The following is a 14,735-nucleotide window of genomic DNA, read 5'->3' on the forward strand; positions in this document are numbered from 1 at the left end:
CATCACGACCTTGGGGTCGGTGTTCTGCCTCTGGATCGCCTTCATCGGCGCGTCCTTGGCGGCCAGATTCAGGAGCCGCTCGTAAGCGGCCTGCGCCTGCTCCGCGGTCTCGCGCGCGATCACGAACGCCGACAGACCGAACCGCAGCGGCGCCGCATCCCCGCGTGACCGCGCCGCGACGTCGGCAATCAGGCCGGCGACATCCTCCAGCGGCTGGCCATTGATGAACCATACGTCGCCATGGCTGGCGACCAGTGACCGCGCCGGCTCGGATTCTCCGCCGACATAGATGAGCGGACGCTTGCGATAGAGGCTCGTCGGCCGCAGCGCGTAATCGCGAACGTCAAAATGCTCTCCGGCATAGGTGAGCCGTTCGCCCTCCATCAAGCGCGACACGATCGATATCCACTCACGGCCATAAGCATAGCGCGCGTCATGCTCGGGAAAGCCGATGCCGGCCTTCTCCAGTTCCGGCCGGTTCCAGGCATTGACAAGATTGATCGCGAAGCGGCCGCGGCTGATGTTCTCGATGCCGAGTGCCAGCTTGGCCAGTACCACGGGATGATAGAGATACGGCTTGATCGCGGCGATGATCTCGATCCGATTGGTCAAGGCGGCGATCGCAGCCGCCGCGCTCCAGGCCTCGAGCTGATCGAGATCTTCCTGGTGCGGGTTGATCGTGTGCTGCGCGATCAGCGTCGAATCGTAGCCGAGCTCCTCGGCGGCAAGCACCAGATCCCGGTTGCGTTCCCATGACGCATCATAGGGTTCCTCCGGATCCTGATGCGCCGCGCGCGGACCGTGCACAAGCGCCCAGATGCCGAAGCGAAGAGGTGCCGTCGTCATCATGCTCTCCCGTGAATTGCCTGACCTTCCGCGTTCTCGCCAATGGCTGACGCAAGATCAAGCCGACCGGCATCAAAAGATTTTCTTTGTCGCGCATCCGCGCTGTGACGACAGCAGATCACTCCGAAGCGAATGACAATTGAAATAGCGCTCTATTTCTGTCCGCTCGATTTCGTGGGACATTTTGTGCGATGGCAAGTCGTTGGCGTCACATCGCCTGCATCGAACGCAGTGCGTGAAACGAGGTCTGACGTATTGAGCAATATTGAACTGAGCGGCATCGACCGCACCGTGATCGGTGCGGACAGCGATCGATCGTCGCCAAGCGGTGAAAACGCGATCGCTTCAACTGCACCGAGACGGGTGCTCGGCGCGCGCGGCCTTCAGTTGCTGTCATGGCTCGCCCCGGTCGTGCTGGTCGTCATCTGGGAATGGCTGGCGCAGGCAGGATGGCTGTCGCCACACGTGCTTCCGGCGCCGAGCAAGGTGATCCGGACTGCGTTCAAGCTGGCAACCTCCGGAACGCTGCTCAACGATCTCGGCGTAAGCCTGCTGCGAGCAGCAGCGGGTTTTGTAATCGGCACCGCAGTCGGCGCTACGCTTGGCATTCTCGTTGGATTCTCGAAGATCGCGGAAGCGGCGATCGACCGCAGCGTACAGATGATCAGGGCAATTCCGTTTCTCGCGGTCCTGCCCCTGGTCATCGTCTGGCTTGGCGTCGGCGAGACGCAAAAGATCTTCCTGGTCGCACTTGGCGTCACCTTTCCGATCTACATCAACACGGTACTCGGCATTCGGCAGGTCGACCCAAAATTGCTCGAGCTCGGCCGCGTCCAGGGCCTGGGCTCCATTCAGCTGATCCGCCGGATCATCCTTCCCGGCGCGTTGCCGTCGATCCTGACCGGCGTCCGCTACGCGCTGGCGACGGCGTGGCTCGCGTTGGTCGTGGCCGAAACCATCGGCGCGCAATCGGGCATCGGCTTTCTCGCCATGGACGCGCGTGAATTCCTGCGCACTGACGTGATCGTGCTGACGATCGTGATTTATGCGCTGATCGGCGTCGCAGCCGACAGCATCGCACGCTTCCTCGAACGGCGACTGCTCGCCTGGCATCCGAACTACGGGGCAGCACGATGAACGCTCATGTCGCCCCCCTGTCAGCCGCCTCGTTCGAGACCGGACCAGCCGTTGTCGTCAGCAACCTGATGCGCAGCTACGGCAGCCGCGTAGTCATCGAAAAGCTGAACCTGCGCATCGAGCGGGGCGAGTTCGTTGCCTTGCTGGGCGAGAGCGGTTGCGGCAAGACCACGCTGCTGCGAGCACTCGCAGGGCTCGATTCCATTCAGGGCGGGCGCATCGTAGCGCCGCGCCGCCCGGCGGTGGTGTTCCAGGAGCACCGCCTTCTGCCGTGGGACAGCCTCTGGCGTAACGTCTCGCTTGGCCTTCAATTGCCGGATGCGCGCGAGCGCGCCGCCGAGGCACTTACCGAGGTCGGCCTCGGGGACCGACTCGACGACTGGCCGCGTAACCTCTCCGGCGGGCAGGCCCAGCGCGTCGCGCTTGCCCGTGCTCTGGTCCAGCAGCCCGAGCTTCTGCTCCTCGACGAGCCCTTTGCGGCGCTCGATGCGCTCACCCGTATCCGCATGCACGAGCTCGTCCGCGTGCTCGTCGCCAATCATCAGCCGAGCGTTCTGCTGGTCACCCATGATGTTGATGAGGCCATCGCGCTTGCCGATCGCATCCTGGTGATGCGGAACGGCGCCATTGCCTTCGAGCACCGCGCCGTGCGTGACGGCTCGACGCCCATCTCGCGTGCCGAGCTGCTCGGCGAGCTTGGCGTAACGTCCCACTCCCCAACTAGGTTTCTGGAAGGCCCTCATGTCTGACCCTACGATCACCAAACCGACCCGGCGCAGCTTCCTCGGCTCGGCAGCCTTCGGCATTGGCGCCCTCGCCGGCATGAACATCGGCGAGTTCGCCGAGGCCGCGACCGGCCGCACCACCGATACGGTCCGCCTGACCTGGGGACTCAGCGGCCTGAATTTGATCGCCAAGGAGCGCGGCGCGTTCGAAAAGGTGCTGGCCAAGGACGGCATCAAGGTCGAATGGCTCGGTCCGTTCCCAAACCACGCGCCGACCTTGCAGGCGGTGACCGGCGGCAGCGCCGATTTCAGTTTCGGCGGCAGCACCACGCCGGCGCTGGCCGCGATCATCGCGGGCTCGCCGCTCGTGTTCACGCAATTCGTGGTCTACGAGCCGCGCACCACGGCGATCATCGCCAGGGACGGCTCCGGCATCGACAAGATCGAGGATCTCGTCGGCAAGTCGGTGGCGGTCAATCGTTCGGGCCTCGGCGAATTCCTGCTGGTGGCAGCACTGGAGAAGCACAAGGTCGACCGCTCCGCGGTGAAGTTCGTTTATCTCAACCCGCCGGATGCCGCGCCCGCACTCGCCTCGGGCAAGGTCGATGCCTGGTCGATGTGGAGCCCCGGCGTCGACATCGCCCGGCGCGAATACAAGGCGCACGACATTTTCCTGGAAGGCCGCGATCTCGACTTCCAGATCGACTACACATCCTACCTCACCACCCGCAAATTCGCGACCGACAATCCCGCGCTGGTGCGCGCCGTCAATGATGCGTTCCGCGCCGAAGGCAAATGGATCTCGGAGAACGCCAGCGAGGCCGAGCACATTGCGCAGAAGGTGGGCAAGTACAGCGACGAGGTCCGCGACCAGTTCATCGCTCTGAAGCGCCAATATCGCTACTTCGCGGTCAACGACGAGCAGTTCATTGGCGAGTTGCAAAAGGCCGCCGACTGGCTCGTCGCGCGCAAGGTTTTGCCCGAGCCGGTCAAGGTGACCGATCACCTCGCGCAGCTCTAGGAAAAAGAACAGGCAGGCTAATGAACAGACCCGTCACCGCCCCCTCGCTCACGGCCTCGCAGCCGCTCAAGACCCAATCCCCCGAGCTGGAGGCGCTGCTCAACCAGATCGCGGAGGGAGCGAGTGCGCGGGAGCGCGACCGCGTTCTTCCGTACGATGCGATCGACCTCATCCGCCGCGCGCGTCTCGGCGCATTGCGGCTTCCCGTTGATGCTGGCGGCGCGGGCAGCTCGATTCGCGATCTCTTCGCCTTCGTGATCCGCCTCGGCGAGGCCGACGCCAATGTCGCGCATATCCTGCGCAACCATTTCAGCGTGGTCGAGCGGCTGGTGCGTACGCCCAGGGACGACCAGAGCCGGGACTGGCAGAAGGCCGTCGCCGAGGGCGCGATCATCGGGCTCGCCACCACCGAGCTCGAAAGCCCGCGCGTCGGCAATGTCACCCCGGGCACGACGTTCACGCCTGACGGTGATGGCAATTACCTCCTGAACGGCACCAAATATTACAGCACCGGCACCTTGTACTCGGACTACGTCCTGGTCCGCGCTGCCGATCCCTCCGGCACCAGCGGCGCCGCGATCCTCCCGATCACGCGCGACGGGATCGAGCTGGTCGACGATTGGGATGGGCTCGGCCAGCGCTTGACGGCGACCGGCACGACCCACTTCCGCAATGTCAGGGTCAAGCGCCAGGAGATCGTGTTCGACGCACCGGACGCGGGTTATGGCATACCCTACTCCAACACATTCACGCAGCTTTTCTTGACCGCGATCGTTGCCGGCATCGCGCGCGCCACGCTGCGCGACGCCACCGCACTTGTCCGCTCGCGCAAGCGCACCTTCTACTATGCGCCGAACGAGATTCCGACCGACGACCCCCTGCTTCAGCAGACCGTTGGCCAGATCGCCAGTGGCGCCTTCGCGGCCGAGACGGTGGTGCTGGCGGCCGCCGAGGCGCTGGACGTTGCGACCGATGCTTTCGATGCCGGCGCGGCGAACGCCGCCGAAGCGGCGCACACTGCCGCCCTGCTCTCGGCCAAGGCCAAGATCATCGCGGACGATTTCGCCATCCGCGGCGGCAGCCTGCTGTTCGACGTCGGCGGCGCATCGGCGACCAAGAAGGTGACCAATTTCGATCGCCACTGGCGCAACGCGCGGACGCTCTCCTCGCACAATCCGACCACCTACAAGGCGCGTTCGATCGGTGAGCACGAGATCAACGGCACGCCATTGCCGGCGAAGGGCTTCTTCTAGGCAGGCAGACGCCTTCATTCGACGGTCCGACGCAAGGAGAGACAGACATGGGAAGGTCGGACATCCATCTCGTCACTGACAGCAACGAGATCGAACACCAGTTCCGCGCGGTGATGCGCCGCCTCGCCGGCGGCGTCAGCATCATCACGGCCGGGCGCGACGACGACATCACGGGGATGACCGTGACGTCCCTGACGTCGCTGAGCGCGAGCCCGCCGCGGGTGCTGGTCAGCGTCAACCGGCAGGCGTCATCCTTCGCGCTGATCGAGCGCCTCGGCTCGTTCGGCGTCAACATCCTCGGCTCCGACCAGCAGGAGCTCGCGGACCGATTCAGCAACGGACGCCTCAAGGGGCCGCAGCGCTTCGACGGCGTTCCGTGGTCAGCCGGCACGTCGGGGGTCCCCCTGCTCGGTCATTCGCTCGCGACCATCGAATGCCGCGTCGAGGAGATCATCGAGCGCTATTCGCACGGGATCATCGTCGGAAGCCTCTTGAGCTTCGATCTGTCGCCCGAAATCTCCGGGCTGGTTTACTGGAACGGCCAGTATGTCGAGATCAAGCATGATTTCGACCTCGACCTGCTCGCCGAAATCAGTATTCCCCTGGCGCATGTCAGGTGACATCATCGTTCGACATTACCAACGATGGGTTGAGGCGGCATGAAGCACGAGATTCCCCACGAACCGTCCGACGACGAAACCCGCAACTCCGATGGCCCCGCGCAGAAGCGCTGGCACCTCGACCGGCTCGTCGCCGCGCTCCGAGTCTCCCGGGAGGAGACCCACAGCATTCGTCGTGATGGCGAGGCCCGCCGTGCCCCCTCACGCGAAGCGCTCCAGGCGATCCTGGACGGACTGACCGAGGCGCTGTTCCCGCGCCACTACGGCCAGTTCGATCTCGACGGCGAGAATATCGATTATTTTGTCGGCAATCGTCTCAGCGCCGCGCTCGACAGCCTGTGTGATCAGGCTCACCGCGCCGCACTGTTCATCGGCAACGAGCTCACGGCCGGCTTCCACCGCGACGATGCGATCGAGCTGACGCGCAAATTCGCCTCACGGCTCCCCGGCGTGCGCGGCTTGATCATCAGCGATCTCCGCGCCGCCTTCGTCGGCGACCCCGCAGCCCGGAACTTTCCGGAGATCCTGATCGGCTATCCCGGGATGACCGCGATCATCCATCACAGGCTGGCCCATCTCCTCCATCAGCTCGGCGCCCCGCTGATCGCGCGGCTGGTGGCGGAGATCGCCCATACCAGGACCGGCATCGACATCCACCCCGGCGCCAGCATCGGCTCCGGCTTCTTCATCGATCACGGCACCGGGGTCGTCATCGGGGAAACTGCGATCATCGGCGACAATGTCCGCATCTATCAGGCCGTGACGCTCGGCGCCCGCCACTTTCCGACTGACGACGATGGCCATCTGATCAAAGGCGACGCCCGGCACCCGATCGTCGAGGACGACGTCGTGATCTATGCCGGCGCGACCATCCTCGGCCGCATCACCATCGGCCGGGGCGCGACCATCGGCGGCAACGTCTGGGTGACCAAGGACGTGCCGCCGAACAGCATCGTGACGCAGGCCACCGCCCGCAACAAGCAGGGTTAGAGCTTCTTGTTTTTAACGCGTTTTCGTGACGCGAACCGGTATCCACTTCGCTCGAAAACGCTATTTGGCCGGCGCCTTCCAGCGCATCAGGCGGCGCTCCAGCGCCTCGAGGATGGCGTTGAAGGCGAGGCCGATCACCGTGATCCCGAGGATGCCGAAATACATCTGCGGGATCAGGAAACTGTACTGGCTGTTGATGATGAGATAGCCGAGCCCCGACTTCGCGCCGACCATCTCGGACGCCACCAGCACCAGCATTGCCGAGGCGCTCGCCAGCCGAATGCCGACGAAGATGGTCGGCAGCGACGCCGGCAGGATCACTTTCCGGAAGAGCTGGCTCGGCGTCGCGCCCATCGTCCGTGCCGACTTGACCAGCAGCGGATCAACCTGTCGGACAGCCGCGATCGTATTCAGCAGCAGCGGCCAGGCGCAGCTATAGATCACCATCGTGACCTTCGAGAGCTCGCCGATCCCAAGCAGCAGGATGAAGACCGGCAGCAGCGCTAGCGGCGCTGTGTTGCGCGCAATCTCGATGGTCTGATTCAGGACGTCGCCGAGCCGGGCGTACCATCCCGTGAGCAGACCCAGCGGCACCATCAGAGCGACCGCGATCAGGAACCCGCTGAGGGCCCTGAGCAGGCTCGCGGCGACGTCGTCGTAAAGCTCGCCGGTCTGTGCGAGTTGCCAGCCCGCGGCGAGCACTTCCGAGAACGGTGGTAGGAAGGTCACGTCGACCAGGCCCAGCCGCGGCGTCAGCTCCCATACCACCAGGAACAGCAACAGCAGCAGCGATCGCTGTCCGATGGCGCCGAACCATCGTGCGAAGCCGCCCGCCGCCGTGGCGAACGCGCCGGCACGCTGTGCGGCCCGGTCTTTCGGGCTCCCCTGTGCCAGCTCCAGCAGCGTCAGGATCTCCAGATTAGACATGAGCCAACTCCTTCGCCTTTGCGCCGCGCTCACCTTCCGATGCAGGCACAAGCGATCCTTGCGCCTTCAATACCTCGTCGCGCAGCAAGGACCACACCTCGTGTCTGACACGCCCGAACTCCGGCAGCGAACGAACGTCCTCGGTCTCGCTGTGAAGCTCGTCGGGGACATCGACGATCTGCTTGATACGGCCCGGACGCGAGGTCATCACCGCCACGCGCTGACCGAGGACGACGGCTTCATCGATGCCGTGGGTGATGAAGAGGATCGTCTTTCCCGTGCTGCGCCAGATCCGCAACAGCTCACCCTGCAGCGTCTCGCGGGTCTGTGCGTCAAGTGCTGCAAAGGGCTCGTCCATCAGCAGCACTTCGGGATCGTAGGCGAGGCTACGGGCAATCGCGACGCGCTGCTTCATGCCGCCGGAGAGCTCGTGCGGGTAGCGGTCGGCAAAACCGGAAAGCCCGACCAGGTCGAGGTAATGCAGCGCCCGCTCCCGCCGCTCCCGCGCTCTGAGCCCTGCAATATCGAGCCCGAACTCGATATTCTGCGCGGCTGTCCGCCAGGGAAACAGCGCGTATTGCTGGAACACGATACCGCGATCGCGCGCCGGCCCCTCGATGACCTTGCCGTCGAGTAGGATGCGCCCGCTGCTCGGCGCCGTCAGACCGCCGAGCAGGTCCAGCAAGGTCGACTTGCCGCAGCCGCTCGGCCCGACCAGCGCCAGGAATTCGCCGGCACGAACATCGAGCGTGATGTCGTCCAGCGCGGTGAAACGCTGCGCCGGCCCGCCATCCTTGCCGCGGACCAGAAACTCCTTCCGGACATGCTCGAAGCGGATTTTCGCCGTGCTCATTTGACCTCCGCGGTCTTGCCGGGACGGAAGTTGTTGAACGCGTTGGTGTAGATATCCGACGGCTTGAGCTGGTCCGGCTTGAGGAGACCGTCCTTGACAAGCCAGTCGATCCACACCTGGAGCTCGGCGTCGCCGATGAGCCCACCTTTGATCGCAACACCGGTGCTCTTCCAGTACTTGATCGGCGTGGCGTCCTCATTCCGCTTGCGCTCGGCAATAACGCGCTCGAAGCGGGCGCGGACCTCCTCCGTTGGCGTCGTCTGCGCCCAGGCGATGGCCCGGGAGATTCCCTCGATCAGCTTGCGGGAGGTGTTGGGATTGTCCTTGATGAACTTGTCCCGCAGCACGTAGGAACCGCCGGTGAAATTTCCGAAGATGTCCGTATCCGCAAACAGCCTGCGGATGCCGCCGCGCTCAAGCGCCTTGTCGCGCAGCACGCCACTGAGCGTGCTGACCTCGACCTGCCCCTGCCGCAAGGCTTGCTCGCCGGTGACTGGCGGGATCGCGACCAGCGTCACCTGCTTCGCCTCGGCCGGCGTCAGGCCATTGCGGGCCAGGTACTCGCGCAAGACGAACTCGACATGCGCGCCCAGCGTATTGACCGCGACCTTCTTGCCGATCAAGTCTCGCGCGGTCCTGATCGGGCTGTCCTCCTTCACGTAGTAGCCGTTATAGGTGTTGTCGTCCGATCCGTAGTAGCCGACCACCGCCTTGATCGGCGCCTTGGCTGCGATCAGCTTGATGATCGCGCCATAGAATGCGCCACCGATATCGATGTCGCCGGTGACGACCGTCTGGATGTCCTGCGGACCGCTGATGGTGTTACCGATCCATTTCAGCTTGAGCGGGGCGAGATAGCCGAGGTCGTCGGCCAGCTCGATGAAGGATACCTGGCCGGCCCAGCCCTGGTAGCGGATCTCGGCCTTTTCGAGCTGCGGCTCGGCCATCGCGCTGCCGACGAGCCCCGTCAGCCCGAGGGCCGCAAGCCCGAGTTGCCGGCGCCTTGCGCGCAGACCGGCAACCAGGCGACGCAGCGCAGAGATAGCGATTTTCATTGTGTTCACTCCATCGCTCGTTTCAGGCGGCCTTCGCCTGCGGCTTCGTCGCCTTGATGCGGGTCACGCTCTGGCGGCCATCGATCGAGACCGGAACCTCGCCGTCGAGGGTGGCGCGCCGGACGACGCGGTGCTGGTCGCCGTAATCGTTGACGGCATAATGCTGGGTGGCACGGTTGTCCCAGATCACGACGTCCCCCTGCCGCCAGCTCCACCGCACGGTGTTCTCGGGCGCGGTGATATGTGACTGGAACAGGTCGAACAGCTTCTGGCTGTCGTATTTCGGCAGGCCGACGAAGCGCTGGACGAAATTGCCGAGCACCAGCGTCCGCTCGCCGGTCTCGGGATGGACGCGAACGACGGGATGCTCGGTCTCGTAGATCGTGCCGGTGAAGACCTCCTCGAAATGCTTCCGGTCCGCCTCGCTCGCGCGGGTCTTGACCGCGTAGTCATAGGCATTGCTGTGGACCGCCCAGAGCTCGTCCGCGAGCTTGCGCAGCGGCGCCGGCAAATCGAGATAGGCCGCCGCCGTGTTCGACCAGATCGTGTCGCCGCCGAACTCGGGAATCACCACGCCGCGCAGCACGGAGATCTTGGGATAGGCGTCGACGAAGGTGACGTCGGTGTGCCACTGGTCGGCACGGCCGCCGCCCCGCCCGGAATCCAGTTCCAGGATCGATGCGGTGCCCTTGGTGGCGCCGACCGTTGGATGCGGCACCAACCTGCCGAGCCGATGGGCAAAGCGTTCCTGCTCGGCATCGTCGAGATGGCCCTGGTCGCGGAAGAAGATGACCTTGTGCTCGAGCAGCACCTGGTTGATCGCCGCGATCGTCTGATCCGGCAGATCGCCGGAGAGCTTGATGTTCTTGACCTCCGCCCCGATGCGCGCCGATCGCTTGACAATGTCAGCGCGCGGAATGACGTTGTCGATGGTGGCTGCGTCCGTCATGTCATCTTCCCCAAGACCGCGATCCGTTTGAACAAAGCTCCGCCGTTCGCCGATCGCTGCTGCTATGACGGAGCAAAAACCGCAAAATGTTGTGATCAATCCTCTTGCGGGATTGCCGTCTGCTCTGGCGACAATCGCGTCTGGGGATCTTGTTTCGAGGACTGCATCAATGCAGCCCTTCCGTTAAGTCACACGATGCTAACTCAAGGACTTCGGAAATAGCTTCCAAAGTTGAACGCAAGCGGGAAACAGATGCGCCCGCGGCTATGGCATGCCCGGTTGTTATTTGCGCTCTCCCCCATTCTGCGGCGACGCTGTTCGGCGAGCGCCAGACGGAGGACGCATACAATGTTGGCTCGAAATCATCGGCGATCGCTCCATTGATCCGCGCCTCATGCGCCGGAAGATCGTCCAGGAAGAGATCGCGACTGATCCGCGCGACGACACCCGGAATATCGCGCTTGAAGCTCGGGACGTCTCCAATCGGCAAACCGAAGCTCACGAACGCCGCGGGGTTGAAGACGTGAATGTTCCGCAGATAAGGCGCGCGGCCGGGCTGCTTCTCCAGAAATTCATGACCCGCTCCGAGATAGGGATGCGCGCCAAGGGTCTCGTCCGTTTGGTCCGCCGGCGGCGCGAAACGGTCGCGCCACAACACTATCTCGTCGGAGAAGGCGGCCAGTTCCGGCCGCTGGGCGAGATCGACCTGGTAGCCGGTACCCGCGATGGCGAAATCAAAAGCGATGTCGCCCTGCGGCGTTGTCGCCAGCAGCCGTTGCCCGAATGGCCTTGCCGAAATCCACGGGGCGGCCAGATGAAGATGGAAATTTGCAAACTTCGCCGCACGCGCGATCGCATCGGGCGGAGGCGTCGATCCCGCGCGGCGAAAGCGAACGGCCTGGTGCCAACGCACCTCGTCGGAGAGCGAACCATAATTGTCGTACGCGCCCGGATATCCGCGCGTTCTGATCACGGGCTCGGATGCAAGCCTGTCACGTCGCGCAAAGAGATGCACCTCTCTCGCCCCGGCCTCCAGCGAGACAGCCGCGACATCGAACGCGGATGCCGCACTGCCCAGTACCGCGACAGACCTGTCGCGCAGTCGTTCGAAATCGATCGCTTCAGATGTGTGAGCGTAGAGATGCTTTGGCAGACCACGCGAAAGCACGTCCGGAATGGCGGGGCCGCCGTTGCTGGGGAAGCCGCTGGCCAGAATGACCTTGCGCGCCGTTTCCGTTTTCGCCGTTCCACCGACGTCCAGATGCAGCCGCAGATGCTCGCCCCGCGGTTCGATGCGAACGAGCCGCGTCCGATAGCGCACCTCGATGCCGAGCGTTTTGCGGTACCAATCGAGATAAGCCGCCCACTCCACCCGAGGAATGCGATCGAGCGCTTCATACGCAGCTACTCCACGATGCGCTTCATACCAAGCCTGGAAGCTCAACCCCGGGAGACCGAGCTCCGGCCCTGATAGACCCTTCGGGGTGCGCAGCTTGTGCATACGCGCGCTGGTCAACCAGGGGCCGGACGAAGCGGGGCCATCGGCAGCGTCAATCACCGTGACCCTGCCGATTCCGGCACGGCGTAATGCAAAGGCAAACGTGCTTCCGGACTGCCCGCCACCGATGACGGCGACGTTGTGATCGACGCCGTCACGATCCGGGACCCAGTTCTGCGGATCGGGCCCGATCAGGCGTAGTGTTTCACGAGCGGCGGCATCGACATCGGATTGAAACATATCGCACCCGGATTTGAGAGCATCAGATGCCGTCAAATCGTAGAAGCGAACGGCGTTCAGTCAATGAAATGGAATCTGCTTTGTTTACCGACCGACACAACGAATTCATCGCGGCGTCGGGACCCATTGAAAGATTTACGTTGAAGGCGCGACATCCCTCATGCACGGCGACGAACAGATCAACCGGAGTCACGGTTTGCCCACGAAAACTCCACTTGCAGCTTCGTCTATATTCCCCGGCAGCGTCGTTAGATTCATGCTCGCATCGATGCCAACAACGTAAATTCATTTCATCGACATTGCTGTTGCTCGCGACATAGAGTCCAGCCTGATCGCGCCGTGCAACCGCGCGCTGGCGGAGACCTTTGGGAAATCACATGTCGTCACCTGGCGTCATCAGCCTCGAACGGGACACGCCCGAGCTTGCGCGCACCTATGAGCAGGCCGGCATTCTCCAATTTCACCACGGCAAGTTCCTGATCGGCCCCCTTGCGTTGAAGAGCGGAGACCGTGTCCTGGACATCGGCGCCGGCACGGGCCGACTGACCGAATTCGTCGGCAGCCTGGTTGGTCCAGATGGCCGCGTGATCGGCATCGATCCTCTTGAGAACCGGATTGCCATCGCGCGCCTTCGCGAGTCGAAGACGCTGGCTTTCAGCGTCGGCCGTGCCGAAGATTTGGCACGGTTTGCACCTGCTGAATTCGATGTCGTCTACCTCAACAGCGTCTTCCACTGGATCGCTGACAAGCAGCGGGCGCTGCACGAAATTCACCGCGTCTTGAAGCCCGGAGGCCGGCTCGGGCTGAATGTGCAGGATCCGTCGAAGCCTCATCAGTCGCGCACCTTGCTGCGCCAGGCGATCGAGCTCGCCGGCTTCGCCGAGAGGAGCGGTGAGTCGTACCGGGTGCTGGGAGCAACCGACGAGGAGCTCAAGGCTCTCTTCGCCGGGGCCGGATTCGTCGATTACCGGAGTGACCTGCGCTCGCTCGTCGATCTTCACGACGGCGTCGATTCGGTGCTCGGATGGTCCGAGGCTAGCGCATTCGGAAATTTCCTCGAGGGCTTTTCCCCGGCCGAACGGGACGCGGTCCGGCGGACCTTTGCGAGGCTGGTCGAGGCCAGGCGCACGCCGGAAGGACTGCGGCTGGAGCGATACCTGCGCTTCGCTTTCACACGAAAGCCCGCTTCGGCTTCCTAAGCGCCTCACCTCTGACCTCGGCCATCGCATCCGGACATTCGCACCATGAGCAACCAACGGCAGCTTGTTCTCAATCTCTTCATCTATCCCGGTGGTCATCACGAGGCCGCCTGGCGGTACAAGGGATCGGAGCCAGACCGCATTCTCGACATCACCCACTACCAGGAGCTGGCGCAGCGGGCCGAAGCGAGCAGGTTCGACGCTATCTTCTTTGCCGACGGCCCGGCACTGGCCGACAACGTCCGCTATGCCCAGCGCTTTCGCTTCGAGCCGATCACCTGGCTCGCGGCGATCGCGGCCGTCACCAGCCGCATCGGGCTGATCGCGACTGCGTCGACGACTTACACCGAGCCGTACAATCTGGCCCGCCTGTTTGCCTCTCTCGACCATCTGAGCCGGGGCCGCGCAGGCTGGAACATCGTCACCACCAGCGCGCCGCAGGCCGCGCAGAACTTTGGTCTGCCCGAACATCCGCCGCACCATGAGCGATACGAGCGCGCCCGCGAATATCTCGATGTGATCTCGCGGCTCTGGGACAGCTGGGAGGATGACGCGCTTGTCAACGATCCCGCCTCCGGCATCTTCGCCGACACCAGCAGAATCCACACGCTCAACCACGTCGGCAAGCATTTTCGTGTCCGCGGCCCCCTGAACATCTCGCGCACGCCGCAGGGCCGCCCCGTCTATGTGCAGGCCGGATCCTCCGACGACGGCCGCGCCTTTGCCGCGCAGTTCGCCGAGGCGATCTTCACCGCGCATCAGACGCTTGCGAGCGCGCAGGAATTTTACGTCGACGTCAAGAAACAGGCGCGCCTCTTTGACCGCAGCCCGGACCAGGTCAAGATCCTGCCCGGCATCAGCCCCTTCATCGGCAGCACGCAAACCGAAGCCGATCGCCTTCAGGACGAGTTCAACGAGCTGATCCAGCCGGAATATTCCCTGACGCAGCTTCGCCAGATGATCGGCCTCGATCTGTCGGCGTACGATCTCGACGGCCCGTTCCCGCGGCATCTGATCGACACCAGCAGCGCGTGCGGCGTCGCCAGCCGGTTCAAGCTCGTTGTCGATATCGTCGATCGCGAGCAACCGACCATCCGGCAACTGGTGCAGCGTCTCGCCGGTGCCCGTGGCCATTGGGTGATCGCCGGGACACCGGAGAAGATCGCGGACAACATCCAGACCTGGTTCGAGAGCAGCGCCGCCGACGGTTTCAACGTCATGCCGCCTTGGCTGCCCGGCGGCCTCGACACCTTCGCCGAACAGGTCGTCCCGATCCTGCGCAAGCGCGGCCTGTTCCGAGAGGACTACACCGGTACCACGCTGCGCGAGCACTACGGCCTGACCCGGCCGGAGAGCGTCTACGCCAACGCAGTCAAGGCGATCGCCTGATAGCTATTCTTCCCACCACTCCACACTCGAACC

Annotated in this window: 14 protein-coding genes; 8 read left to right on the forward strand and 6 right to left on the reverse strand. The window is 63.9% G+C overall.

Annotated elements, in window-relative coordinates; translation table 11 throughout:
• Positions 1-846 (reverse strand): LLM class flavin-dependent oxidoreductase (locus tag CV770_RS27820; RefSeq protein ID WP_104464675.1); only part of this gene is annotated, 846 nt, incomplete at its 3' end.
• Between the two features lie 339 nt (positions 847-1,185).
• Between CV770_RS27820 and CV770_RS27825 the strand changes: the two genes are divergently transcribed.
• From CV770_RS27825 to epsC, 6 genes are read left to right on the forward strand one after another with little or no spacing between them, the layout of a single operon-like run.
• Positions 1,186-1,983 carry an ABC transporter permease subunit gene (locus CV770_RS27825; RefSeq protein WP_104464676.1) on the forward strand — a complete coding sequence of 266 codons (798 nt, stop codon included), beginning with the start codon at positions 1,186-1,188 and terminating at the stop codon, positions 1,981-1,983.
• The gene (locus CV770_RS27830) at positions 1,980-2,732 is read left to right on the forward strand and encodes an ABC transporter ATP-binding protein (RefSeq protein ID WP_104464641.1); all 753 of its coding nucleotides are present in this window, start codon (positions 1,980-1,982) and stop codon (positions 2,730-2,732) included. Before CV770_RS27825 ends, CV770_RS27830 begins: the two co-directional genes overlap by 4 nt.
• The gene (locus CV770_RS27835) at positions 2,725-3,729 is read left to right on the forward strand and encodes an NrtA/SsuA/CpmA family ABC transporter substrate-binding protein (protein WP_104464642.1); all 1,005 of its coding nucleotides are present in this window, start codon (positions 2,725-2,727) and stop codon (positions 3,727-3,729) included. Before CV770_RS27830 ends, CV770_RS27835 begins: the two co-directional genes overlap by 8 nt.
• A gap of 20 nt (positions 3,730-3,749) precedes the next feature.
• Complete coding sequence (locus CV770_RS27840) at positions 3,750-4,982, forward strand: acyl-CoA dehydrogenase family protein (protein ID WP_104464643.1); 1,233 nt, start codon at positions 3,750-3,752, stop codon at positions 4,980-4,982.
• A 47-nt stretch (positions 4,983-5,029) separates the two neighbouring features.
• The gene (locus CV770_RS27845; protein WP_104464644.1) at positions 5,030-5,602 is read left to right on the forward strand and encodes a flavin reductase family protein; all 573 of its coding nucleotides are present in this window, start codon (positions 5,030-5,032) and stop codon (positions 5,600-5,602) included.
• 39 nt (positions 5,603-5,641) lie between these two features.
• Complete coding sequence (epsC, locus tag CV770_RS27850) at positions 5,642-6,592, forward strand: serine O-acetyltransferase EpsC (protein WP_104464645.1); 951 nt, start codon at positions 5,642-5,644, stop codon at positions 6,590-6,592.
• A 60-nt stretch (positions 6,593-6,652) separates the two neighbouring features.
• Here the strand turns inward: epsC and CV770_RS27855 are convergent, their stop codons facing one another.
• The 5 genes from CV770_RS27855 to CV770_RS27875 form a co-directional block, all read right to left on the reverse strand.
• The gene (locus CV770_RS27855) at positions 6,653-7,519 is read right to left on the reverse strand and encodes an ABC transporter permease (RefSeq protein ID WP_104464646.1); all 867 of its coding nucleotides are present in this window, start codon (positions 7,517-7,519) and stop codon (positions 6,653-6,655) included.
• Complete coding sequence (locus CV770_RS27860) at positions 7,512-8,372, reverse strand: ABC transporter ATP-binding protein (RefSeq protein WP_104464647.1); 861 nt, start codon at positions 8,370-8,372, stop codon at positions 7,512-7,514. Before CV770_RS27860 ends, CV770_RS27855 begins: the two co-directional genes overlap by 8 nt.
• Positions 8,369-9,427 carry an ABC transporter substrate-binding protein gene (locus tag CV770_RS27865; protein ID WP_245453880.1) on the reverse strand — a complete coding sequence of 353 codons (1,059 nt, stop codon included), beginning with the start codon at positions 9,425-9,427 and terminating at the stop codon, positions 8,369-8,371. Before CV770_RS27865 ends, CV770_RS27860 begins: the two co-directional genes overlap by 4 nt.
• Positions 9,428-9,449: 22 nt before the next feature.
• The gene (locus tag CV770_RS27870) at positions 9,450-10,376 is read right to left on the reverse strand and encodes a TauD/TfdA dioxygenase family protein (protein WP_104464648.1); all 927 of its coding nucleotides are present in this window, start codon (positions 10,374-10,376) and stop codon (positions 9,450-9,452) included.
• Between the two features lie 166 nt (positions 10,377-10,542).
• A complete protein-coding gene (locus CV770_RS27875; RefSeq protein WP_104464649.1) occupies positions 10,543-12,114 on the reverse strand; it encodes a flavin-containing monooxygenase in 1,572 nt (523 codons plus the stop codon).
• A gap of 377 nt (positions 12,115-12,491) precedes the next feature.
• Between CV770_RS27875 and CV770_RS27880 the strand changes: the two genes are divergently transcribed.
• On the forward strand, positions 12,492-13,313 hold the full coding sequence (locus tag CV770_RS27880) for a class I SAM-dependent methyltransferase (RefSeq protein ID WP_104464650.1): 822 nt from the start codon (positions 12,492-12,494) through the stop codon (positions 13,311-13,313).
• Between the two features lie 45 nt (positions 13,314-13,358).
• Positions 13,359-14,702, forward strand: coding sequence for an LLM class flavin-dependent oxidoreductase (locus CV770_RS27885; RefSeq protein ID WP_104464651.1), 1,344 nt, complete (start codon positions 13,359-13,361; stop codon positions 14,700-14,702).
• Positions 14,703-14,735: the final 33 nt, after the last annotated feature.

It is taken from the genome of Bradyrhizobium sp. AC87j1 (assembly GCF_002936975.1).
Taxonomy (GTDB): Bacteria; Pseudomonadota; Alphaproteobacteria; order Rhizobiales; family Xanthobacteraceae; genus Bradyrhizobium; species Bradyrhizobium shewense.

Coding starts and splice junctions, on each gene's coding strand:
- CV770_RS27830 (WP_104464641.1), top strand. CDS start 1,980: ATGAACGCTCATGTCGCCCCCCTGTCAGCCGCCTCGTTCGAGACCGGA.
- CV770_RS27835 (WP_104464642.1), top strand. CDS start 2,725: ATGTCTGACCCTACGATCACCAAACCGACCCGGCGCAGCTTCCTCGGC.
- CV770_RS27840 (WP_104464643.1), top strand. CDS start 3,750: ATGAACAGACCCGTCACCGCCCCCTCGCTCACGGCCTCGCAGCCGCTC.
- CV770_RS27845 (WP_104464644.1), top strand. CDS start 5,030: ATGGGAAGGTCGGACATCCATCTCGTCACTGACAGCAACGAGATCGAA.
- epsC (WP_104464645.1), top strand. CDS start 5,642: ATGAAGCACGAGATTCCCCACGAACCGTCCGACGACGAAACCCGCAAC.
- CV770_RS27855 (WP_104464646.1), bottom strand. CDS start 7,519: ATGTCTAATCTGGAGATCCTGACGCTGCTGGAGCTGGCACAGGGGAGC.
- CV770_RS27860 (WP_104464647.1), bottom strand. CDS start 8,372: ATGAGCACGGCGAAAATCCGCTTCGAGCATGTCCGGAAGGAGTTTCTG.
- CV770_RS27865 (WP_245453880.1), bottom strand. CDS start 9,427: ATGAAAATCGCTATCTCTGCGCTGCGTCGCCTGGTTGCCGGTCTGCGC.
- CV770_RS27870 (WP_104464648.1), bottom strand. CDS start 10,376: ATGACGGACGCAGCCACCATCGACAACGTCATTCCGCGCGCTGACATT.
- CV770_RS27875 (WP_104464649.1), bottom strand. CDS start 12,114: ATGTTTCAATCCGATGTCGATGCCGCCGCTCGTGAAACACTACGCCTG.
- CV770_RS27880 (WP_104464650.1), top strand. CDS start 12,492: ATGTCGTCACCTGGCGTCATCAGCCTCGAACGGGACACGCCCGAGCTT.
- CV770_RS27885 (WP_104464651.1), top strand. CDS start 13,359: ATGAGCAACCAACGGCAGCTTGTTCTCAATCTCTTCATCTATCCCGGT.